Origin of the sequence: Streptomyces sp. NPDC091209, assembly GCF_044757755.1 — a bacterium.
Lineage (GTDB): Bacteria > Actinomycetota > Actinomycetes > Streptomycetales > Streptomycetaceae > Streptomyces.
In genome coordinates this window covers 20,008-41,706 of sequence record NZ_JBIVVR010000024.1, presented here as the reverse complement: position 1 = coordinate 41,706, position 21,699 = coordinate 20,008, and the positions used below count along the sequence as shown (strand labels likewise).

General features: G+C 71.1%; 16 protein-coding genes and 1 pseudogene. 13 read left to right on the top strand and 4 right to left on the bottom strand.

The features are described from left to right. The first annotated feature begins 249 nt into the window (after positions 1 to 249). Positions 250 to 2,025 (top strand): M4 family metallopeptidase, encoded by a 1,776-nt coding sequence (locus tag ACIQRL_RS40055; RefSeq protein ID WP_401341119.1) that lies wholly within the window; start codon positions 250 to 252, stop codon positions 2,023 to 2,025. Positions 2,026 to 2,094: 69 nt separating this feature from the next. Here ACIQRL_RS40055 and ACIQRL_RS40050 read toward each other — a convergent pair whose 3' ends face one another. Both ACIQRL_RS40050 and ACIQRL_RS40045 read right to left on the bottom strand, forming a co-directional pair. Next, entirely contained in the window at positions 2,095 to 2,772 is a 678-nt protein-coding gene (locus ACIQRL_RS40050) for an AIM24 family protein (protein ID WP_401341117.1), read from the bottom strand. Positions 2,773 to 2,897: 125 nt separating this feature from the next. Continuing rightward, complete coding sequence (locus tag ACIQRL_RS40045; protein ID WP_401341115.1) at positions 2,898 to 3,461, bottom strand: NAD(P)H-dependent oxidoreductase; 564 nt, start codon at positions 3,459 to 3,461, stop codon at positions 2,898 to 2,900. Between the two features lie 140 nt (positions 3,462 to 3,601). On the opposite strand from ACIQRL_RS40045, the gene ACIQRL_RS40040 reads away from it, so the two are divergent. Then, a complete protein-coding gene (locus tag ACIQRL_RS40040; RefSeq protein ID WP_401341113.1) occupies positions 3,602 to 4,276 on the top strand; it encodes a TetR/AcrR family transcriptional regulator in 675 nt (224 codons plus the stop codon). Between the two features lie 33 nt (positions 4,277 to 4,309). Then, positions 4,310 to 5,437: a sulfite oxidase gene (locus ACIQRL_RS40035; protein ID WP_401341111.1), complete on the top strand. Its 1,128-nt coding sequence runs from the start codon at positions 4,310 to 4,312 to the stop codon at positions 5,435 to 5,437. A gap of 102 nt (positions 5,438 to 5,539) precedes the next feature. Here the strand turns inward: ACIQRL_RS40035 and ACIQRL_RS40030 are convergent, their stop codons facing one another. Beyond that, the gene (locus ACIQRL_RS40030; RefSeq protein WP_401341225.1) at positions 5,540 to 6,730 is read right to left on the bottom strand and encodes a glycoside hydrolase family 64 protein; all 1,191 of its coding nucleotides are present in this window, start codon (positions 6,728 to 6,730) and stop codon (positions 5,540 to 5,542) included. Positions 6,731 to 6,991: 261 nt separating this feature from the next. On the opposite strand from ACIQRL_RS40030, the gene ACIQRL_RS40025 reads away from it, so the two are divergent. The 4 genes from ACIQRL_RS40025 (at position 6,992) to ACIQRL_RS40010 (ending at position 11,659) form a co-directional block, all read left to right on the top strand. After that, positions 6,992 to 7,678, top strand: coding sequence for a FadR/GntR family transcriptional regulator (locus ACIQRL_RS40025; protein ID WP_401341222.1), 687 nt, complete (start codon positions 6,992 to 6,994; stop codon positions 7,676 to 7,678). Continuing rightward, a complete protein-coding gene (locus ACIQRL_RS40020; RefSeq protein WP_401341109.1) occupies positions 7,675 to 9,057 on the top strand; it encodes a hypothetical protein in 1,383 nt (460 codons plus the stop codon). Before ACIQRL_RS40025 ends, ACIQRL_RS40020 begins: the two co-directional genes overlap by 4 nt. Beyond that, a complete protein-coding gene (locus ACIQRL_RS40015; protein ID WP_401341107.1) occupies positions 9,054 to 10,898 on the top strand; it encodes a GMC family oxidoreductase N-terminal domain-containing protein in 1,845 nt (614 codons plus the stop codon). The genes ACIQRL_RS40020 and ACIQRL_RS40015 overlap by 4 nt, the downstream gene beginning before the upstream one ends. A gap of 131 nt (positions 10,899 to 11,029) precedes the next feature. Further along, a complete protein-coding gene (locus tag ACIQRL_RS40010; protein WP_401341106.1) occupies positions 11,030 to 11,659 on the top strand; it encodes a hypothetical protein in 630 nt (209 codons plus the stop codon). A gap of 57 nt (positions 11,660 to 11,716) precedes the next feature. Here ACIQRL_RS40010 and ACIQRL_RS40005 read toward each other — a convergent pair whose 3' ends face one another. Then, on the bottom strand, positions 11,717 to 13,825 hold the full coding sequence (locus ACIQRL_RS40005) for an alpha-galactosidase (RefSeq protein WP_401341105.1): 2,109 nt from the start codon (positions 13,823 to 13,825) through the stop codon (positions 11,717 to 11,719). Between the two features lie 183 nt (positions 13,826 to 14,008). Between ACIQRL_RS40005 and ACIQRL_RS40000 the strand changes: the two genes are divergently transcribed. The 6 genes and pseudogenes from ACIQRL_RS40000 (at position 14,009) to ACIQRL_RS39975 (ending at position 21,691) form a co-directional block, all read left to right on the top strand. Then, positions 14,009 to 15,187: an ROK family protein gene (locus ACIQRL_RS40000; protein ID WP_401341103.1), complete on the top strand. Its 1,179-nt coding sequence runs from the start codon at positions 14,009 to 14,011 to the stop codon at positions 15,185 to 15,187. A gap of 121 nt (positions 15,188 to 15,308) precedes the next feature. Next, positions 15,309 to 15,671 (top strand): hypothetical protein, encoded by a 363-nt coding sequence (locus tag ACIQRL_RS39995; protein WP_401341236.1) that lies wholly within the window; start codon positions 15,309 to 15,311, stop codon positions 15,669 to 15,671. Next, positions 15,617 to 16,018 (top strand): annotated as a pseudogene (locus ACIQRL_RS39990) (carbohydrate ABC transporter permease); the annotation flags it as partial. The gene ACIQRL_RS39995 and the pseudogene ACIQRL_RS39990, both read left to right, overlap by 55 nt. A gap of 38 nt (positions 16,019 to 16,056) precedes the next feature. Beyond that, positions 16,057 to 17,874 carry an alpha-galactosidase D gene (locus ACIQRL_RS39985; protein ID WP_401341101.1) on the top strand — a complete coding sequence of 606 codons (1,818 nt, stop codon included), beginning with the start codon at positions 16,057 to 16,059 and terminating at the stop codon, positions 17,872 to 17,874. A 152-nt stretch (positions 17,875 to 18,026) separates the two neighbouring features. Further along, positions 18,027 to 20,444, top strand: a complete 2,418-nt coding sequence (locus ACIQRL_RS39980; protein WP_401341098.1) for a glycosyl hydrolase family 95 catalytic domain-containing protein — start codon at positions 18,027 to 18,029, stop codon at positions 20,442 to 20,444. After that, a complete protein-coding gene (locus tag ACIQRL_RS39975) occupies positions 20,441 to 21,691 on the top strand; it encodes an SGNH/GDSL hydrolase family protein (protein ID WP_401341096.1) in 1,251 nt (416 codons plus the stop codon). Before ACIQRL_RS39980 ends, ACIQRL_RS39975 begins: the two co-directional genes overlap by 4 nt. Positions 21,692 to 21,699: the final 8 nt, after the last annotated feature.

The following is a 21,699-nucleotide window of genomic DNA, read 5'->3' as shown; positions in this document are numbered from 1 at the left end:
CCCGGGCAACCTCCTCATTCCCCCTCACATCTGTCCGGGCGGTGCACTGTTGGTCACTTATTGATCACCGAGAAGCAAACATGTGTAAAGAGATGCCTCAAAAAGCAAGAAAAGGGATCTTTCTCCTTTACATGTACATGATGAATCGGTGAGGGTGGCGCATCGGGGCCCGACAGCCCCCGCGGCGCCCGACAGCGCCGCGCCGTAAGGCGGTTGGCGATACCGGCCGCCCCTGTGCAAAGGAACTCAGTGCGTAGACCCCACATACGCCGCGTGGCGATCGCCGTTGCGGTGACCACGGCCGCCACGCTCCCCGGCCCCGCCTTCGCGTCGGCCCCCGAAGGGCCCGTCCGTGCGGCGACCTCGGCCTCGTCGCCGGTGGCCGCCGCCAGGGCGGCGGCGTTCGCGCACGCCTCGGCCACCGGCGTCACCCAGGGCGACGGCCTCCAGGTCAAGGACGTGATGACGGACCCGGACGGAAAGCAGCACGTCCGCTTCGTCCGCACCCACCGGGGCCTTCCGGTCCTCGGCGGCGACATGGTCGTCCACCTCGGCAAGCGGGGGGAGTACCTCGGTGTGACCCGGGCCGCCGACCACGTGGTGAAGCCCTCCACCGTCGAGGCGAAGCTGACGCCCGAGCAGGCGGAGCGGAAGGCCGAGGCCGTCGCGAAGGGTGACGCGGGCAGCGCCCGGCTCGTCGTGGACGCCCGCGACGGCGCCGCCGCCCTCGCCTACCAGGTGCTCGTCACGGACAGCGACACCACGGAGGCGGGTGGCTCCAGCACGGTCGTCGTGGACGCCCACACCGGCCGGATCCGCAGCAACACCCCGAACACCGACGAGTTCATATCCCCGTCCCTGGCGGACACCCTGCGCAAGCGGGGCGAGAGCGCGACCCCGCGGACCGGGACGGCCGCCGGGCCGGCCGCACTCACGAGTGCGGCCGCCGCGGGCCATTACCCGGTCAAGGCCACCGGCAGCGGGGCCTCCCTCTTCGCCGGCAAGGTGCCGCTGATCACCACCCGGACCGCGCGGACCAGCTATCTCCTCAAGGACCCGACCCGGTGGAACACCGAGACCCGGGACGCCAAGGGGCAGGAGCTGGAGTCGTTCGCGCGCGGCAAGACGTTCACCGACGCCGACAACAAGTGGGGCACCGGCACCACGGCCGCCCGGACCACCGCCGCGGTCGACGCCCAGTACGGCATCACCCAGACCCTGGACTTCTACAAGAAGGCCTTCGGCCGCAAGGGCATCAAGAACAACAGCGCGGGCGCCCGGGGGATGGTCCACTTCGGCAACAAGGTCGGCAACGCCTTCTGGGACTCGACGTGCGGCTGCATGCTGTACGGCGACGGCGACGGCGATCTGTTCAAGAAGCCGCTGGTCGTCCTCGACGTCACCGGTCACGAACTGACCCATGGCGTGGTCGACGCGACGGCCGCCCTCGAACCCACCCGCGTGGACCAGGACGGCAACCAGTACGGCGAGCCCGGCGCCCTGAACGAGTCGCTCGCCGACGTCTTCGGCTCGAACGTCGAGTTCTCGGCGAACAACCCGAAGAACCCGCCGAACTACCTGGTGGGGGAGAAGCTCGGGCTCGCCCAGAAGTTCCTGCGCCGCCTCGACCACCCGTCCCTCGACCTGCTCGAGCAGACGATCGACTACTGGTCGCCCGCCGCCTACGACACCGAGGTGCACGCCGGCTCCGGTGTGTCCTCGCACGCCTACTACCTGCTCGCCGAGGGCAGCGGCCGCAAGACGGTCGGCGGCGTGACGTACGACTCGCCGACGTACGACGGTTCGCCGGTGACCGGGATCGGCCGCACCAAGGCCACCGCCATCTTCTACCGGGCGCTCACCCGCTACATGGTCTCCACGACCGACTTCCATGACGCGCGCATCGCCACGCTCAAGGCCGCCGCGGACATGTACGGGGCGAGCAGCACGGAGTACAAGGCGGTGGACACGGCCTGGGCCGCCGTCAACGTCACGGTCGCCAACACCCCGGCCGCCGGCCACTGACGGACACCCCTGACCGACGGATGAAGGGTGCCCCGCCGTCCGGCGGGGCACCCTTCGCCGTTCCCCGGATCAGTGCTGCTGCGTCTTCTGCGGCGTCGCCTCACTGGGACGTACGACGACGTAGCCCTCGCCCTCCAGCTTCAGCTGCACGGCCTCGCCCGAGCCTCCTCGGATCATCGAGCCGATCGACTGCGAGCGGTGCAGCGAGGTGCGCAGATGCGCCGTCCAGCCCACGACCGCGTCGGTGTCGACGAACACCGGCTGCTGCGGCGAGACCGGAATGACCAGCGGGTTGCCCTCGCAGATCAGACCCAGGCTGCCGTGGCCGGTGAAGACACTGTTGAACAGACCGCCGCCGGTGATGCCCGCGCCCTTCACGGTCTTTATCTCGTACGACAACGACGCGTCGAAGCACAGGACGTTGCGGCCGTTGACCGTGAACACATCGCCGTGCTCGATGCCCACGATGAAGCAGTTCTGCGCCTCGTGCGCGAACCAGGCCTCGCCCTGCCCGCGTACGGTCATGAGCGGAAGTCCCTCACCGGTGACCGCCCGCTTGAGCATCCCGCCCACGCCCTGGCCCTTGCGCTCGAACTGGAGACTGCCCCGGTAGGCGACCATCGCGCCCTGGCGCGCGAACATCTCGCCCTGGACGGCGTACTTGATGGACTTGGCATTCTGGACGGTCATGCCCGCCGCGACCGCGGGCTGCACCATGTGGTCACTGGAGAAGAGATCACTCTGCATGCGGGCATCCTGTCGCGGAGGGTGACGCTCCGCCAGAGGCGTGGCGATCTTGCGACACGCGGTGACCGGGTCGCGACATGCCGAAGGCCGGCCCGGGTCGACCGGACCGGCCCACAAGGGAGTTGTCAGGCGGCTTCGGACGCGCCGACGTGGCTGTGCAGCCGGTTCAGGACCTCGGCGAGCTGAGCGGCGACCTCGGCGTCGTCGACCGGGTGCGTCTCCGCGAAGCGGACCACGGAGCCGGGGACGGAGAGCTTGACGTCCTCCAGGACGGTGCCGCCGGCGATGCCCACGGCCTTGCGGGCCTCGTCCTGCGCCCAGACGCCGCCGAACTGGCCGTACGCGGTGCCGGCCACGACGACCGGCTTGCCGCCGAAGGCGCCGGCGCCGAACGGACGGGACAGCCAGTCGATGGCGTTCTTCAGGACGGCCGGGATGGTGCCGTTGTACTCGGGCGAGAAGAGCAGGAAGGCGTCGGCGGCGGAGGCCGCGGCGCGCAGTCGGGCGGCGGGGGCGGGCACGCTGCCCTCGACGTCGATGTCCTCGTTGTAGAAGGGGATCTCGGCGAGGCCCTCGTAGAGCTCGACCTCGGCACCCTCCGGGGCGAGCTTGACGGCCGCCTCGGCGAGCTGACGGTTGTGGGAACCGGCGCGCAGGCTGCCGACGAGCGCGAGGATGCGTACGGACATGGATATCTCCCGAGACTGGAAAGGCTGAACCGATGAACCGATGAAACACTGCCGCAACAAAACGGACTGAGGTCCGCTTAAAGGTGTACCACCGAAGCGGACCGCAGTCCAGTTGACCGGATTGCCGTTACGCTGGCTTCATGTCCCATCCACTTCCGCCGTTTCCGAAGCGACCGGAATCCGCCGACGAGCCCGTCCTCATGCAGGTCACGGCCCTGGAGGACGCCCCGCTGCGCGCCGACGCCGCACGCAATCGCGCGCGTCTGCTGGAGGCGGCCGCCCGGCTGGTCGAGGAGCAGGGAGTGGCCAGGCTCACGATGGAGGCCGTCGCCTGCGCGGCGGCGGTGGGCAAGGGGACCGTCTTCCGGCGCTTCGGCGACCGCACCGGCCTGCTGATGGCCTTGCTCGACCACACCGAGCAGCGTTTCCAGGCCGCCTTCATCGGCGGTCCGGCCCCGCTCGGCCCCGGCGCGTCCCCGGTGGAGCGCCTGTACGCCTTCGGATGCCGAGCCCTGCGCCAGACCTCCGAACAGCTCGACCTGTATCTCGCCGCCGAGCCCGAGGCCACCCGCCGCTTCACCTCGGCGCCGTACCGTGTCCGCTACACGCATGTGTGCATGCTGGTGCGGCAGACGGGCTCCGGCCCCGGCGCGGACACCGAACTCGTCGCCCAGACACTCATGGGATACCTGGACCCCGCCCTGATCGGCCATCTGACCCGCCAGCGCGGTATGTCGCCGGAGCGCCTGGAGTTCGGCTGGCGCGACCTGGTGGATCGCAGCGTCGGTCCGCGCCCCGCCCAGCCCCCTGCCTAGCGCCGCTCCCCGGGGCGGGCGGACAATGGATCCATGGGGCATCGGCTCGAGGACATCAGCGCACCCGCTCGGCTGGCCGGCCCGGACGAGGGCATCAGCGCCCAGGAGCTGGCTCTCGCCGCCCGGAACCACGGACTGCCGCTGGAGGCCCTGCGGTACGAGGTCACACCGCCGGGGCTGCACTATGTGCTGACGCACTACGACATCCCGTACGCGGACGAGGTTTCCTGGCGGCTTGTTCTCGGCGGGCGGGTGCGGCGCCGACTGCTGCTCGGAGTCGACGAGCTGAAGACGTATCCCGCGGTCAGACAGCGGGTGACCATGGAGTGCGCGGGCAACGGGCGGGCCCTGCTGATGCCCCGTCCGGTGAGCCAGCCGTGGCTGGTGGAGGCGGTCGGGACGGCCGAGTGGACGGGTGTGCCGCTGCGGGTGCTGCTCGCCGAGGCCGGGGTCGAACAGGACGCCGTGGACGTGGTGTTCACCGGCGCGGACCACGGGGTCGAGCGCGGGGTCGAGCAGGACTACCAGCGTGCCCTTCCGCTGGAGGTGGCACGCGGCGACGAGCCCGAGGTCCTGGCGGCGTACGCGATGAACGGCGCCCCGCTGCCACCGCAGCACGGACAACCCCTGCGACTCGTGGTGCCGGGCTGGTACGGCATGGCGCATGTGAAGTGGCTCCGCGAGATCACGGTGACGGAGACGCCGTTCCGGGGATTCCAGCAGGCCGAGGCGTACCGGCTGCGGCAGGACGCCGACGACGAGGGCGAACCGGTCACCCGGATCGCCCCGCGCGCCCTGCTGGTCCCTCCGGGCTTCCCCGACTTCATGTCACGTGCGCGGGTGGTCCCGCCGGGCACCGCCACTCTGACGGGACGGGCCTGGTCGGGGCGTGCGCCGGTGACCGGGGTCGAGGTCAGTACGGACGAGGGGCGTTCCTGGTGCCCGGCCGAACTGGACCGGGCGAACACGCATCGCTGGGCCTGGCGCGCGTGGCGCTTCACCTGGACGGCGACCCCCGGCCGCCATGTCCTCAGCGCGCGCGCCACCGACGCCGAGGGCCACACCCAGCCGCTCGACCAGCCCTGGAACAGGGGCGGCTTCGAGAACAACCTCGTCCAACGCGTCCCCGTGCTCTGCCTGGACTCCGACGGCGAGAGGTGACCCCGACGGCGGTGTGTGCCGGCCGCGAGGACCGGTCGCCAAGGGGGCGGGGGCACGTCCCCTTCGGGACCTGCCCCCGCCCCGTGCTCGGCGGAACTCCCGTCAGCTGAACGGATCCAGGGTGACGAAGGCCCCCTGCGGATTGCCGTCGTTGACGAGGGACTCGTGGTTGCCGACGTCGTCGAACGCGAACGCGTAGGCCTTGCCGTCGGCCATCTGCGCGTGGAGGTTGCGGGCGTACTGGTTGGTGACCGCGTCCGCGTAGAAGTTCGCGGAACTGGTGTCCGGCTGATTGGGGTTGGTCAGCAGCGTCGTGCGGTTGTAGCCCGCGCACAGGGTGCGTGAAATGGGGCCGCGCACCAGGTCGTTGGGCGCGTCGAGCAGCTTGTAGCAGCCGAAGACGCTGTCCGCGTCGGGCTTCTGGAAGCTGGTGACGACCGCTCCGGAGCTGTCGGTGAAGTTCATGACGTTGCCGGAGACCCGGCCGAAGTACTTGGTGTTCGGCTGGTCGCCGAACGGGGTCACCGTCAGGGTCGACGAACCGTACTTCGTCCAGACGCGGTTGATGTAGTCGTTCATGACGGTGGCCGGAAGCGCGCCCGACTCGATGCCATGCCCCGGGGCGAGCGCCCGCAGGACCGTGCCGTCGGACCGGGTCTGGATGAGGTTCGCCCAGCCGCCCGGCTGACTCCGGAGTGCGTTGAGGAAGCCGTTGTAGCCGCCGGACTTGAGGTGACCGGTGCTCTTCGTCGTCCCGTCGGCGAGCTTGACGCCGACGGCGTACGGCGCGGAGAACATGTCGACCTGGGTGCTGTTGAGCCACAGGCCGGAGTCGTTGAGCGTGTACTCGGACCAGTTGAAGAGGATGTTGTGGTTCGGATCGCTCGGATTCTGCACGGCAGGCTGCACGAGCCCGCCGGTCGTCACCCGGAAGTCGAGCTTCTGTCCGAACGAGAAGTAGAGCCGTCCGGAGAACTTGGGGAGCCGGATCGTCATCGACTGGCCGTTGGCCGGTCCCACGATCGACGCGTCGGGCGCGGGCGTCGGCGGATTGCCGCCCACGGGCCACGCGTGGAAGGTGCCGTTCGCGTCGGCCCAGCCCTGCTGCCCCGTCGAGAGCTGCGTGCCCAGGTCGTATACGTAGACCTGCTCGGCGCGGCCGGAGTTGTTCGTGAACGTGAGGGGGATGGTCGCCGGGACCGCGGCTTCGGCGCGGGAGGGCGCGCCGAAGGTGAGCAACGTCGCGGAGAGCGTGGCCGATGCCAACGCCCAAGCCGGCCATCTGGTGTGCACGCGCACTCTCTGCCTCCTAGATGTGGGGGTTCAGTGAGGTGGGAATCCCGCGGACGGGAATCGTCCGCTTCCTCTTGAGAGCGCTCTCAGGATTGCGCTCAGGTGACGTACATGTCAACGATTCACGCAAAGTTGGTCCGGTCCAACTTGCCTGATTCCAGAGCCGGTTCGGGCCGGGTGGCGGCGTCCGGGGGGTTGACTCCGGGAAACTCCACTGGTTCAGTGGCTCATCCACTCAGCCACTTGACCGGAGGGGAAGTCGTGGAGGCTCTGCCGCGCGAGACCATCGTGGACGTCCTGGAGGACCGGCTGCGTACGGACATCCTCGACGGCCGTCATCCGGCCGGGAGCTACCTCCCCCCGGAGCGGCGGCTGGCCGACGGGTACGGCGTCACACGCACCACGCTCAAGCACGCCTTCGGACGGCTCGTGCAGGCCGGGCTGCTGGAGACGCGGCACGGAGTCGGGACCCGGGTGCGGGACTACACCCGGCTCGGTGGGGCGGATCTCCTGCCCATGCTCGTGCGGCACGACGCCGGCTGGGTGCGCGAGGTGTTCGAAGTGCGGCGCGGGGTGGGCGCGTTGATCGCCGAACGGGCCGCCGAGCGCGGCACCCGGGTACAGCGGGCCGAGTTGAGCGCGCTGCTCGCGGCCGTACGGCGGGCCGAGGGCGCCGACGCGGTGCAGCTCGCCGATGTGGAGGTGCACCGCGCGCTGGCCCGCGCCACCGGCAACCGCGTCTACGTCCTGCTGACGAACACGCTCTTCAACGCCTACCTGCCGGTCCGCTCCCTGCTGAAGGGTCCCTTCACCGACGCGGAGGCCGCCCACGAGCGGCTGGCGCCGGTCGTGGAGGCCGTGACGGCGGGGGACGCGCGGCAGGCACACGCGGCGGCCGACACCTATCTCCGCGCCACCGAGCGCATCATGCTGGACGGCCTCGCGTGAGGGGCACGGTGTTCGCCGAGACGATGCTCGGCACGGTCCGCCTCGACGGCGAGCCGGAGGAACTGCCCATCCGCCTCGACCTGCGCGCCGCGGCCGACCGGGTCCTCCTCCCGCACCGGACGACACAAGCCCGCCTGACCGGCCGGGCGCGGATCACCGGTCGCGCCGACGACCCGTGTGCCGAGGGCGAGTTGGAGGTGTCGCCCATCGCCCGGCGGCGCATCCGCTACCGGCTCACGTTCACCGCCGACGGGCGCCGCCTCACCCTGGACGGCTGGAAGTCGGTGACCCCGCGCCGGCCGATCGCGTCGATGACCGTGCTGCCGTTCACCCTGTACGAGGGCGACGCACGGGTGGGCCGGGGCGTCCTGCGTTTCCCCCTGGCCGGCGGCCTCGCACCCTTCCTGCTCAGCTTCCGCTTCCCGCGCCCGGAGAACCCCGCGGAACACCTGGCCCCGCGATGGAACGGCGCCCCCGGCCGCACCGAGGTCTGGTACACCACCCTCACCGACCCGGCGAGCGGCACCGGAGTCTGGCTGCACCACGAACTCATCGCACCCGCCGACGGATCCGAGCCGGTCGCCCACGGCTGGGCCGCGGTGTTCCCCCGCGAGGGCGAGGTACGGCACGCCCGCTTCGGACCCGTCCCCTGGACCCGGCCGACGGACGGATTCGTGACCGGCGATGTGACCTGTACCCCCGGACAACTGACCGGAAGCGCGGGCGACTTCCGCTGGAAGCTCGCCGAACAGCCCCAGGGTCCGCCGCTGTTCACCTTCCCCCGCTGGTCATGGCGCCGCCCCCTGCTGCCCGCCGCCCAGATGCTCCCGGCCGCCCGGGCCACGTACGAGGGCGAGTTCTCGTACGGGGGCACGACCTTGAACCTGAGCGGCGCACCCGGCGCCCCGGCCCGGATCTACGGGCACGGCAACGCGCACCGGTGGACCTGGCTGCACGCGGACCTCGGCGGCGGAGACGTCCTGGAGATCGTCGCCGCCGTGTCCACCCGGCCCGTACTGCGACGGCTGCCCCCGCTCGTCTTCCTGCGCCTGCGCCGGAACGGGCGTACCTGGCCGCGGCGGCCGGAGCGTTCGGCCATCGGCCGGCTGGGGCTCGGACGGTTCCGGGCCGCGTTCGGCCTGCCCGAGTGGACGGTCACCGGCCGGACGGCACTGCGCCGCATCCGCGTCGAGGTGGACCAGCCCCCGGAGCGGACCCTCACCCTGGAGTACCGCGACCCGGACGGCGCCCGCGCGGTGTGCCGCAACAGTGAGTCCGCCGACGCCCGGATCGTCCTGGAACGCTGGTGGGGCCACTGGCGCCCGGAAGCCTCCTGGGTACTGGACGGCACCGCGCACGCCGAGGCGGGCGAACGATGACCGCCGACGGACTCGTCGCCGCGCTGCTCGCCGACGAGGGTGACACCGCGTGGACCGCCCGCGTGCCGCACCGCCTCGACGCCGTGCTCGCCGCACTGCCACGGCCCGCCCGCGCCGCGGTGCACACCGCCGTCGCCGCCCTGGAGACGTACGCCGTCGTGCGCACCGGCAGACGCCTGGCGGCCCTCGGCCCCGGCGAACGTGAGGACGTGCTCCGCTCGCTGGCCGCACGCCCCCGGCTCGCCCCGCTGCTGGATCTCCTCAAGGTCCCCGTGCTGCTGGCCGCGGGCACCGAACGCATGCCGGCCGCGCCCGCCCCCGCGACCACGCCGGTGGATCCGCCCCTCGACTGCACCCCGGCGGAGGAATGGCCGGCCCGCAGCACGGCCGACGTGGTCGTCGTCGGATCGGGCGCGGGCGGCGCGACGGCCGCACGGACGTTCGCCCTCGCCGGACTGAGCGTGATCGTCCTGGAGGAGGGCCGGCACCACTCGACCGCCTCCTTCGGCCGCCGGGCACCGCTGGACCGGTTCGCCGAGCTCTACCGGGACGGCGGCGCCACCGTGGCCCTCGGCAATCCACCGATCCTGCTGCCGGTGGGCCGTGCCGTCGGCGGAACCACCGTCGTCAACTCCGGTACCTGCTACCGCACTCCGGACCACGTCCTGGAACGATGGAGCGGTGCGTTCGGGTTCGGGCTCGCCGACCGCTTCGGGACCTTCCTCGACGAGGCCGAGCGCACCCTGCGCGTGGCACCCCAACCCCTCGACGTCCTCGGCAACAACGGACTCCTCGCCCTCACCGGCGCCGAACGGCTCGGCTGGCGGGCCGCCCCGTTGCGCCGCAACGCCCCTGGCTGCAAAGGCTCGTGCCAGTGCGTGGTGGGCTGCCCCACCGGCGCCAAACAGAGCGTGCAGCTGTCCGTCCTGCCCGACGCCTGTGCGGCCGGCGCCCGGATCGTCACCGGCGCACGGGTCCGCCGCGTCCTGCTGGACCACGACGTGCCGGGCCCGCCGCGCGCCGCCGGAGTCAGGGTCCGCCGCTCCGACGGCAGCGAACTGGAGATCCTCAGCCCCCTCGTCGTGACGGCGGCCGGGACCCTGCAGACGCCACCCCTGCTGCGCCGCTCGGGTCTCGGCGGGCACCCCCGGCTGGGCCGCAACCTCAGCGTGCACCCGGCCACCAGCGTCGCCGGACGCTTCGCCGAGCCGGTGACCGCCTGGCGGGGCGTGCTGCAGAGCGTCGGCGTCGAGGAACTGCACGCGCGCGGGATCCTGATCGAGGCGACCGCGAGCCCGCCCGGCATGAGCAGCTTCGTCCTGCCCGGTCTCGGCCGGGAACTGCGGCGCGAACTGGAGGGCGCGGACCGTCTGGCGACCCTCGGCGCCATGATCGCCGACCGTCCGTCCGGGCAGGTCCGGGGCAGGGAACGGACACTCGTCCGCTACGGCCTCGACCCGCGCGACGGCGACCGGCTGATGACCGCCGTTCGGGCCATGGGCCGCCTGCTGTTCGCCGCCGGGGCGGAGGAGGTCCTCACCGGAGTCCCCGGCGCGCCCCGCGCGCGCTCGCTCGACGCGCTCGATGAACTGCTCACCTCCGTCGGCGTCCGCGATCTGCACGTGTCGGCGTTCCACCCGACCGGCACGGTCGCCGCGGGTGCCGATCCGCAGTGGGCGCCCGCCGACCCCGAAGGCAGGCTCCGTGGCGTCCGCGGTGTTCTCGTCGCGGACGGCTCGGTCCTGCCGGGCTGCCCGGAGGTCAACCCGCAGCTGAGCATCATGGCGGCGGCCCTGGCCGTCTCGGACGCGTGGCTCGACGGAGCACGGCACGTGGGCTGACGTGCCGTGCGCCACCCCAATGGGCCCCCGCAGTTCGCCCTCGCCCGGCGCGGCACAGAGCATGAGGGAGTCCGTACGGCAGGAAAAGGACGAGCCCCCGTGCCCCGTACGGCAGGAAGAGGCGAGCCCCCATGAGCAGACGCGTTCCGCACGGCCGAAGCGGATCACGGCGTATCGCTGCCCTGCTGTCCGCGATCGCGTGCGGCTCCCTGCTCGTCTCGTGCAGTTCGGACAACGGCGGCAGCAGCAGTACGGCCTCCATCACCCCCCGGCCCACCCCGCCGAACGCGTCCAACTTCACGGGGACGCCGCCGTCCGCGATCGCCTCGGCCGCCTCCTCGATCATCGAGTCCGCGAGCGGACGGGCGTCGTCGGCGGCCGCCTCCGTCTCGGCCAGGGCGTCCGAGTTCGCGGCATCGGTCTCCGCGGACACGGCCCGCGCCGCCGCCACCGCCGAGAAGCAGCTCAAGAACGTCAGCGGCAGCGGCAACGCCACCGCCGACGTGAGCATGACCGGCCTGCCCACGGCGGAGACCGGCGGGCTGCGTGCCGTGGTCGTCACCATCACCAACAACTCCGGCAAGACGGCTTCCTACGCCGTGCAGGTCGACTTCAAGAACCCCGACGGCAAGGTCGTGGAGACGGCGTTCGTCGGCAAGGAGAACCTCGCCCCGGGGAAGAAGGCACAGCCGGTCGTGATCAGCAGGCAGCCAGCGGAGCCCCAGCTCACGCCGGTCCTGGCGAAGGCCCAGCGGTACTGACGAGTCCCCCGGCGGTCGAGAGCGACACGGGCCGCCCACGGGTGCACTGACGGAGTGTCAGTCCTCCCGGACAAGGTGCACCGCCGTGCTGGACCAGTCGCCCGCCGGCAGGTCGAGGTCGAGCCCGTACTCGCCGAGCACCGTGGAGTGGTGCACGGCGCCGGTGCGGGCGTCGCGGTAGCGGCGCCCGGGGGTCAGACCGCGCGGCCGGACCGGCAGCCTCGGCGCGCCGTGGCGGGAGACACGCCGGTAGGCGAGCAGCAGGGTCTCCGAGGCGTCCGCGGCGGTGTACTGCACCACGCAGTCCGAGTCCTCGGCGGGCGGCGACAGCCGGTCCAGCCAGCCGTGCTGGACGAGATGGCGGACCTTCTTGTACGTGGCGACCAGGTCGGCCCCCTCGCACCGTTCCTCCTCGGACCAGCGGGTGAGATCGCCCCCGATGCCGAGCGCCCCGGCCATCGCGACATGGAAGCGGAAGCGCAGCGGGACCGTACGGCCGGTGAGCTGGTTGGGTACGTCGGTCACCCAGGCGCCCATCGTGCGGGCGGGGTAGATCTGGCCGTAGCCCCACTGGATCCCCATCCGGTCGGCGGCGTCGGTGTTGTCCGACGCCCACGCCTGGTCCGTACGGGCCAGGATGCCCAGGTCGACCCGGCCGCCGCCACCGCTGCACGTCTCGATCCGCAGCGCCGGATGGTCCGCGCGCAGACGGTCGAGGACACCGTAGAGATTGCGCACGTACGCCGGGCCGAGACGGTCGGCGCCGTCCTGCCGGTCGGGCCAGCCGGCCTCGCTGAACGCGCGGTTCATGTCCCACTTGAGGAAGTCGATGCCGTGGTCGCCGACCAGCCGGGTCAGCCAGCCGTGGGCCCAGTCGGCGACCTCGCGGCGGGCGAAGTTGAGGACCAGCTGGTTGCGCAGCTCGGAGCGGGGTCGGCCGGTGAAGTGCAGTACCCAGTCGGGGTGTTCGCGGTACAGGTCGCTGTCCGGGTTCACCATCTCGGGCTCCACCCAGAGGCCGAAGCGCATCCCGAGCCCGTGCACCGCGCGGACCAGTGGGGCCAGCCCGTCCGGGAAGCGGTCGGACGCGGGTGTCCAGTCGCCGAGGCCCGCCCGGTCGCTGCGGCGCGCCCCGAACCAGCCGTCGTCGACGACGTAGAGCTCCACCCCGAGCGCCGCCGCCCGCTCGGCGAGCGCCTTCTGCCCGGCCTCGTCGACGTCGAAGCCGGTCGCCTCCCAGGAGTTGTAGAGCACCGGGGCGAACTCGTCGGCATGGGGCAGGACATGGGCCAGGACGTACGCGTGCCAGGCGCGGCTGGCCGCGCCGAAGCCGCCGTCGGTGCACAGTCCCGCGAACGGGGGAGTGGCGAACTCCTCGCCCGGCGCGAGCGGCACGGTCGTGCCGTCCTGGCCGGGGCCGCCGGTGAATCCGGCCCGCCCGTCGGGGGTGCGCTGCACGGTGACGCGCCAACTCCCGCTCCACGCGAGGGCGGCGCTCCACACCCGTCCGTGGTCCTCCGTCGCCTCACCCGCGTCGAGCATCAGCCACGGGTTCGCGTGGTGGCTGGTGATCCCGCGACGGCTGGTCAACACGGTCTCGCCGTACGGCAGTCGGTCGCGGCGCAACTGGCTCTCGGCGGACCACTGGCCCGTGACGCGGCTGAGCCGGTAGTCCCGCAGCGGCGGCAGGGTCCAGGCGGCGGAATCGGCGCGGAGCAGGGTGACGGGCTCGTCGCCGTCGTTGCGGACGACGGTCCAGCGCTCGATGACGTCCGTGTCCTCGCGCACCCGGTAGTGGAGCTCCACCCGCAACGGGTAGCGGCGGTCGCGGAACGACAGGGTCAGCTCGGCCTCGTCGGCACGGTGGCCGGTCGGCTGCCACTCGAAGGCCCGGGAGCCGTCCGCGAACCGCACCTGCAGTGACGGCGGTCCGTAGCGCGTGCCGCCGTCGACGGGCAGTTCCTCCCCGACGGGTGGTCTGCCCTCGAAGCTGCTGGCCTCGGGCGCGGGTGGCACAGCCAGCTCCTCGGCCTCCGCCGGCGTCAGCCGTGGGCCCCACGCGACATGGCAGGGCGCTCCGGTCCCGTCGATCCGCAGCGCGTACGAGGTGCGCGGTGTGGACAGCAGCCAGACCCCGGTGTCCGGGGCGAAGGAGATCGGCGACATGGGTCCTCGCGTTCGGGTGGTGCTCACGTACGAGACACGGGAAAGCCAACCCTGACCTTGGATCGTGTGTCAATGGGCGCTCACCTTCCTGAATTCACAGGTCACAGATGCCTCATTGGGCATCCTCAAGGGAATCCTGTTTCTTTCATTGACAGCAGAAAATAAGGGCCATAGGTTCCGGCCATGCGCTCGACCTCTCTCACCGAGGCGTTCCCGGCCCACACACCGGCCGCTTCCCAGATCTTCACCACCGTGCTGTCCCACGGCCCGCTCACCCGGTCGGAGATGGCGGGGCGGACCCGGTTGTCGGCGGCTGCGGTCACCAAGGCGGTCCGGCCGCTGATCGAGGCCGGCTACCTCGTGGAGGACATCGCCGAGGACGCACCGCAGCCCGTCCTCGGGCGGCCCGCCAACCCGGTGCGGGTCGACGGCGGGAGGGCCCTGTTCCTCGGGATCAAGGTGACGGGCGACGAGCTCATCGCCGTACTCACCGACCTGTGCTGCCGCATCCGGGTCGCCCGGCGCGTTCCGCTCACCTCCCGCGAACCCAAGGCCGTACTGACCTCGGTCGCGGGGCTCGTACAGGAACTGCTGACGGAGGCGGACGGCTTCGGGGTGCAGGTCCGAGGGCTCGGCATCGCCGTCTCGGGCGACGTGGACCGGGCGGCCGGAGTGGTGCGCTACTCGCCGTTCCTGGACTGGCGCGACGTTCCCCTCGCCGAACTGGTGGCGACCACGACCGGACTACCGGTCACCCTCGACAACGACGTCCGGGCGCTCACGGTGGCCGAGCAGTGGTTCGGGGCCGGGGTGGGGCTGTCCGACTTCGCGCTGGTGACCGTCGGCGCGGGCATCGGCTGCGGTCTGGTGGTGCACGGACAGGTGGTGGCGGGAGCGCACGGCGTGGCCGGTGAGATCGGGCATGTGGCGATCGACCCGGCCGGTCCCCGCTGCCACTGCGGCAACCGGGGCTGCGTCGAGGCGATCGCCTCGGACCCCGCGATCGTCGGCCGGATCCGGGAGGTCACCGGCGCGAGCGTCGCCGACGCCACCGAGGCACTGGCCCTCGCCCACGCCGGCGACCCAGGCGCCCGGGAGGTGTACGCCCGGGCGGGAGCGGCGATCGGCCGGGGCATCGCGACCGTGGCCAACCTCCTCGGCCCCGAGCGCGTGATCATCTCCGGCGAGGGCCTGGCCGCCTACGACCTGTTCGCCGAGCAGATCCGCGACGCGTTCGCCGCGGCCGCCTTCGGCTCGGCCGCGGACTGCGACGTACAGACCCGGCCGCTGCCCTTCGAGGAGTGGGCGCGCGGGGCGGCGGCCACCGCGATCCAGTCCTTCATCACCTCGGACGCGCGCTGAGGAGCAGCACGCCCTGAGGGGCGAGCGCGCGCCGGACAGCGCACACGCACCGACCAGCACGTAACGAAGAACAGCCACGCACTGAAGATCAGACCTGTACGGACACGCGTGAGGAGCAACAATGACGCAGCGGAGCCGCAATCCCCTGGCTGCGCGTGACCCGGGCCGCCGCGGAGTCGTCGGCGGACTGTTAGGACTCGGCGCCGCCGCACTCGCCGCGCCCGTCCTGACCGCTTGCGGCGGGGGAGCGGGGGCCGACCCGACGACGGTCACCTTCGGATCCAACGCCGCCGACGCCGCCCCCAAGAAGGCCTACGCCTCCGCCACCGACGCGTTCGCCAAGGACACCGGTCTGACGGTGAGGACGAACACCGTCGACCACGACACCTTCCAGAAGAGCATCTCCACCTATCTGCAGAGCACCCCGCGATCCACATCGCCTACCGGTCCGGGTTCTGCGCCTTCGTCCTCAGCACCCACATGAAGTCGATCCCGAATGAGATCTCCGAGGCGGCGCTGGTGGACGGCGCCCCCGTCCGGCGCCAGTTCTTCCAGATCATCCTGCCGCTGTGCCGCCCCGCGTTCGCGGCCCTCGCGACCCTCGAATCGATCTGGATCTACAACGACTTCTTCTGGCCTCTCGCGCTGATCGAGTCGGGCGACAAGCGCCCCGTCACCTCCGCTTTGGCCAACCTCCAGGGTGCCTACTTCACCAATCCCAACCTCATCGCGGCCGGCGCCCTGATGACCGCGATCCCCACCCTCCTGGTGTACTTCGCGCTCCAGCGCCAGTGCATCAGCGGACTCACCATCGGCTCCGGCAAGGGCTGAGCCGCCCCAACCCTGACCCCCCACAGGAGGCGCGACCCATGCGGTCATCCTCGTATTCCGTCCTGCCCGCACGCACCCTGAGAGCCGTGGTGGTGTTGGCCCTCACGGCGGGCCTCGCGGCGTCCGTCCCGGCGGCACAGGCCAAGACCTCAGTGCCGCGCGAGACCCCCGCCATCACCCCGGTCGCGGCCAAGCCGTACATGGGCTGGTCGAGTTGGAGCATGCAGTCGTCGAAGTACCCGGGCCTCAACCCGGACGGCGACTACAGCTACCTCACCGAGGCGAACGTCCTGAAGCAGACGGACGCCCTCGCTGCCAAGCTGAAGAACCACGGCTACGACCATGTCAACATCGACGCCGGCTGGTGGATGGACAAGACCTGGAAGACGGGCTTCGACCAGTACGGACGCCAGACGCCCGACCCGGTCCGCTTCCCTCACGGCATGAAGTCGGTCGCCGACCACATCCACTCCAAGGGCCTCAAGGCCGGCATCTACCTGCCCGTCGGCCTGGAGAAGGAGGCGTACGGCGAGGGCAAAACGCCGATCTGGAACGCCCCCGGCTGCACCACCGCCGACGTCGTCTACTCCGACCTGCGCACCACCAACGGCTGGGACAACGCCTACAAGCTGAACTTCGACAACCCCTGCGCGCAGAAGTACATCGACTCGCAGGCGCAGCAGTTCGCCGACTGGGGCTACGACCTCCTCAAGCTCGACGGCGTGGGGCCGGGCTCCTTCAAGTCCGGTGACAACTACGACAACGTCCCCGACGTCGCCGCCTGGCAGAAGGCCATCTCCGCCACCGGGCGCCCGATCCACCTCGAACTCTCCTGGTCGCTCGACATCGGCCACGCCGCCGACTGGAAGAAGTACTCCAACGGCTGGCGCATCGACACCGACGTCGAGTGCTACTGCAACACCCTCGTCACCTGGGAGAACTCGGTCAACGACCGGTGGGACGACGCCCCCGCGTGGAGCCGCAAGGCGGGCCCGGGCGGCTGGAACGACCTCGACAGCCTCGATGTCGGCAACGGAGAGATGGACGGCCTGACCAAGGCCGAGCGGCAGAGCTACATGACCCTGTGGGCCATCAACAAGTCGCCGCTGTTCACCGGTGACGACCTCACCAAGCTGGACAGCTACGGCGTCTCCCTGCTGACCGACGACGAAGTCATCGCCGTCGACCAGAACGACTCGCCGGTGGCGCGTCCGGTCACCACGGTCGGCGACCAGCAGGTCTGGGGCACCGAGAACGCCGACGGCAGCTACACCGTCGCCCTGTTCAACCTCGCCGGCTCGCCGGCCTCCGTCACCGCCCAGTGGGCCTCCCTCGGATTCACCGGAAACGCCTCCGTGCGCGACCTGTGGAACAAGACGAACCTCGGAACCTACAAGAACAAGATCACCGAGGCGCTGCCCGCCCACGGCTCGCGGCTGTTCACCGTCAAGCCAGGCGGCGGCACGTCGACCACCACGAGCTACGAGGCCGAGTCCGCCGCCAACACCCTGTCGGGCAACGCCTCGGTCGCCGGCTGCGACGCCTGCTCCGGCGGGAAGAAGGTCGGCAACCTCTACACCGGCGGCAAGCTGCGGTTCAACGACGTCACGGTGCAGAAGGACGGCATCTACACCGTCCAGGTCGGCTACGTCAGCGGCGACCCCCGCTCGGTGACCGTCTCCTCCGACAGCGGCAACGGCACCAGCGAGAAGTTCCCCTCCACGGGTGACTGGAACACGGCCGAGACGGTCAGCGTCCAACTGGCGCTGAAGGCCGGCTCCAACACGATCACCTTCGACAGCGGCAGCGGCTACGCCCCCGACATCGACAGGATCGTCGTTCCCCGGTCGGTCTGAGCTCCGTAGGCCCCTCCGGTTCAGCAGTCCGCCCGACCCGCTTCCCGCGGGGCCCGGTGACACCACCCGGGCCCCGCGGGGACCCACACCACGCCGACGGTCCGCAGCCGTCGTTCCCGCATGAGCAGCTCCCGGATATGGAGTGCACAACCGTGGACGTTCAGCACACCGCAGCACGCGACAACACCCCCAGCCGCAGAGGCTTCCTCGCCCTCGCCGCCGCAGCCGGCGCGGCCACCGCACTGGGCGGTCTGCCCGCCTTCACCGCCTCGGCCGCCCCCCTGCGCCCCAGCGCATCGCCCATGCTGGCCGCGGCCGACGCCGCGAAGAACCAGCTGTGGTGGGGGGCTCCCGGCTCCGCCCCGTCGATGATCGAGCAGGGGCTGCCGATCGGGAACGGGCGCCTCGCGGCGCTCGCGAGCAACGACCCCTCCGACGAACTCCTGATGATCACCGACGCCACCCTGTGGACCGGCGGTCTCAACGACAAGCTGCAGAGCGACGGTCAGTTCCCGTACGGCCGCGACGACTTCGGCTCCCTGACGATGCTGGCCGAGCTCACCGTCGCCCTCCCCGACCACGACCTGGGCAACGTCAACAACTACCGTCGCTCCCTCGACCTGGCCCAGGGCCTGATCAGCACCTCGTACGACGTCTCCGGCGTCACCTACCGGCGGCAGATCCTCGCCAGCCGACCCGACGACGCCATCGTCCTGTACTTCTCCCAGCAGGGCGGCGGTTCCTACACCGGTACCGTCTCCCTCGCGGGCACCCACGGCGAGTCCACCACCGTCAACAGCGCGGGCCGCTGCATGTCGTTCGGCGCCTCCCTGGCCAACGGCCTGAAGTACGGCGCCGCCGTCACCGCGTACAGCGGCACGGGCAGGGTCCGCGTCGACGGCACGTCGATCGCGTTCAGCGGCTGCAAGGACCTCACCGTCGTCGTCAGCGGCGGTACCAACTACGTGCCCGACGCGGCGACGAAGTTCCGCGACCCGTCCCTGGCCCCGGAGCGCCTCGCCAGGACCAAGGTCCTGAACGCGGCCGGTCACTCGGCGACCACGCTGCTGCACACCCATGTCGCCGACTTCCGAGCCGTGTTCGGGCAGCTGGACATCAACCTCGGTACGTCCTCCGCCGCGCAGCGCGAGCTGGACACCTCGGAGCGGCTGCGGGCGCGCCACCGGGACGACATCCCCGACCCGGAACTCGAGGCCGCCTACCTGCAGTTCGGCCGCTATCTCATGATCTCCGGATCGCGGGGGAGCCTGCCGATGGGCCTCCAGGGCCCCTGGCTGGACGGCAACGACCCGGACTGGATGGCCGACTACCACACCGACATCAACCTCCAGATGAACTACTGGATGGCCGACCGGGCGGGTCTGTCCGACTGCTTCGACGCCTTCACCGACTACTGCCTCGTCCAGCTCCCCGACTGGACGGAGGTCACCCAGCGGCTGTTCAACGACTCCAGCAACCGGTACCGCAACTCCAGCGGAAAGATCGCCGGCTGGACCGTGGCGATCTCCACCAACCCCTATGGCGGGGGCGGCTGGTGGTGGCACCCGGCCGGCAACGCCTGGATCTGCCAGAGCCTGTTCGAGCACTACGAGTACACGCAGGACCGCGCCTACCTCAAGAAGATCTACCCCCTCCTCAAGGGCGCCGTGCAGTTCTGGGAGGCCCGCCTCATCACCACGACCGTCACCGACGCGTCCGGGACCGAGCGCGAGGTCCTGATCGCCGACAGCGACTGGTCGCCCGAGCAGGGTCCGCTCGACGCCAAGGGCATCACGTACGCCCAGGAACTGGTGTGGAACCTCTTCGGCAACTACCGCACCGCGACCGAGGTGCTCGCCAAGGACGCCACCTACCGCAGGACCGTCGACGGACTGCGGGCGCGTCTCTATCTGCCCGTGGTCAGCCCCAAGACCGGCTGGCTGGAGGAGTGGATGTCGCCCGACAACCTCGGCGAGACCACCCACCGGCACCTCTCCCCGCTCATCGGCCTCTTCCCCGGCGACCGGATCCGTCCCGACGACTCCACGCCGAAGGACATCCTCGACGGCGCGACCGCCCTGCTCACCGCGCGCGGCATGCACAGCTTCGGCTGGGCCAACGCCTGGCGCAGCCTGTGCTGGGCGCGGCTGAAGAACGCGGAGAACGCCTACCAGCTGGTCGTCAACAACCTGAAGCCGTCGGTCAACGGCAGCAACGGCAGCGCGATGAACCTCTTCGACATCTACGAGGTGGAGACGGGCCGCGGCATCTTCCAGATCGAGGCGAACTTCGGCACCCCCGCGGCGATCGTCGAGATGCTGGTCTACTCACGGCCCGGACACATCGAGCTGCTGCCCGCCCTGCCCGCCGCCTGGGCCGCATCCGGCTCGGTGTCCGGCGTGGGCGTCCGCGGCGGCTTCGTCGCCGACATCGGCTGGAAGGACGGCAAGGTGACCGCGGCCACGCTGACGAGCGTCGGCGGCCGCGAGACGACCGTCGTCGCGGGCGGTGCCTCGCGCAAGGTCAGTCTCGAGCCCGGTGAGTCCGTCACCCTGAGGGGCCTCGGATGAGCGGCGCCCGGTTCCGCCGCCGTGCCGTGGGCGTCGTATCGGTGCTGCTCCTCGCGCTCTGCGGACCCCTGACCGCCTCGGCGGCGGCGCAGCCGGGGGCCTCGTCGGGCACGCCGTCGACGCCCGTCGCCGTGTCGCGGGCGAAGCACTCCGTGGTCACCTGGGGCGCCAGTGCCGACCGGCAGGGCGCGGGCCCCGCCGACCGAAGCTACCGGCTGATCGTGCGTACCAGCATCGGCGGCACGAACCTGCGGATCCGGCTGTCCAACGCCTTCGGCGAGCACCCGGTGACCTTCGCGAGCGCGTACGCCGGGCTGCGGAAGCAGGGTGCGGAACTGGTCCACGGCTCCAACCGGCAGATGTCGTTCGGCGGGGCCGCGTCCGTCACCGTCCCGGCCGGCGAGACCGTGCTCAGCGACCCGCTGCCCGGAGATCTGGCTGCCCAGAGCGATTTGGTCATCAGCCTGTACGTGACCGGCGCCCAGGGACCGACGACCGGCCACGGCATGGCCATGCAGACCAACTACGCGACCGCGGGCGACCACGCGGCCGAGGAGGGCGCGGCCGACTGGACGGATCCGATGGGCTCCTGGTACTGGCTGGACGCGGTCGACGTGGAGACGTCCGCGGCGATCGGCTCGGTGGTGACCCTCGGCGACTCCATCACCGACGGATGGGCCTCGACCACGGACGAGAACCGCCGCTGGCCCGACTATCTGTCGCGGCGGCTCCAGGCCGCGTCCGGGCTCACCGTGAAGGGAGTGGCGAACGAGGGGATCTCGGGCAACAAGGTGCTCGCGGACGGCGCCGGGCAGGCCGCTCCGAACAGACTCCAGCGTGATGTCCTCTCCCAGCCCGGGGTCCGCACGGTCTTCCTCTTCGAAGGCATCAACGACATCAAGGCCCATTCCGGTGTCACGGTGGACGACATGATCGCCGGCTATCGGCAGATCATCGACCGGGCCCACGCGGCGGGCATATGTGTCGTCGGCGCGACCGTCATGCCGTTCAAGGGCTGGGCCGAGTACGACGCCGCCTCCGAGGCCGTGCGCCAGGGCGTCAACGACTGGATCAGGAACAGCGGCGCGCTCGACGCCGTGACGGATTTCGACAGGATCACGCGCAATCCGTACGACCCGCAACTGATCCTGCCGTTCTTCGACGGCGGCGATCACCTGCACCCCAACGACAAGGGGATGCAGGCGATGGCCGACGCGGTGGACCTCAGGAGCCTGGCGTCCTGCTGACCTCAGGC

Bases quoted from the DNA above. Each gene is read 5' to 3' on its own strand.
- ACIQRL_RS40050 (WP_401341117.1), bottom strand. From the start codon at position 2,772: ATGCAGAGTGATCTCTTCTCCAGTGACCACATGGTGCAGCCCGCGGTC.
- ACIQRL_RS40045 (WP_401341115.1), bottom strand. From the start codon at position 3,461: ATGTCCGTACGCATCCTCGCGCTCGTCGGCAGCCTGCGCGCCGGTTCC.
- ACIQRL_RS40040 (WP_401341113.1), top strand. From the start codon at position 3,602: ATGTCCCATCCACTTCCGCCGTTTCCGAAGCGACCGGAATCCGCCGAC.
- ACIQRL_RS40035 (WP_401341111.1), top strand. From the start codon at position 4,310: ATGGGGCATCGGCTCGAGGACATCAGCGCACCCGCTCGGCTGGCCGGC.
- ACIQRL_RS40015 (WP_401341107.1), top strand. From the start codon at position 9,054: ATGACCGCCGACGGACTCGTCGCCGCGCTGCTCGCCGACGAGGGTGAC.
- ACIQRL_RS40010 (WP_401341106.1), top strand. From the start codon at position 11,030: ATGAGCAGACGCGTTCCGCACGGCCGAAGCGGATCACGGCGTATCGCT.
- ACIQRL_RS40005 (WP_401341105.1), bottom strand. From the start codon at position 13,825: ATGTCGCCGATCTCCTTCGCCCCGGACACCGGGGTCTGGCTGCTGTCC.
- ACIQRL_RS40000 (WP_401341103.1), top strand. From the start codon at position 14,009: ATGCGCTCGACCTCTCTCACCGAGGCGTTCCCGGCCCACACACCGGCC.
- ACIQRL_RS39995 (WP_401341236.1), top strand. From the start codon at position 15,309: ATGACGCAGCGGAGCCGCAATCCCCTGGCTGCGCGTGACCCGGGCCGC.
- ACIQRL_RS39985 (WP_401341101.1), top strand. From the start codon at position 16,057: ATGCGGTCATCCTCGTATTCCGTCCTGCCCGCACGCACCCTGAGAGCC.
- ACIQRL_RS39975 (WP_401341096.1), top strand. From the start codon at position 20,441: ATGAGCGGCGCCCGGTTCCGCCGCCGTGCCGTGGGCGTCGTATCGGTG.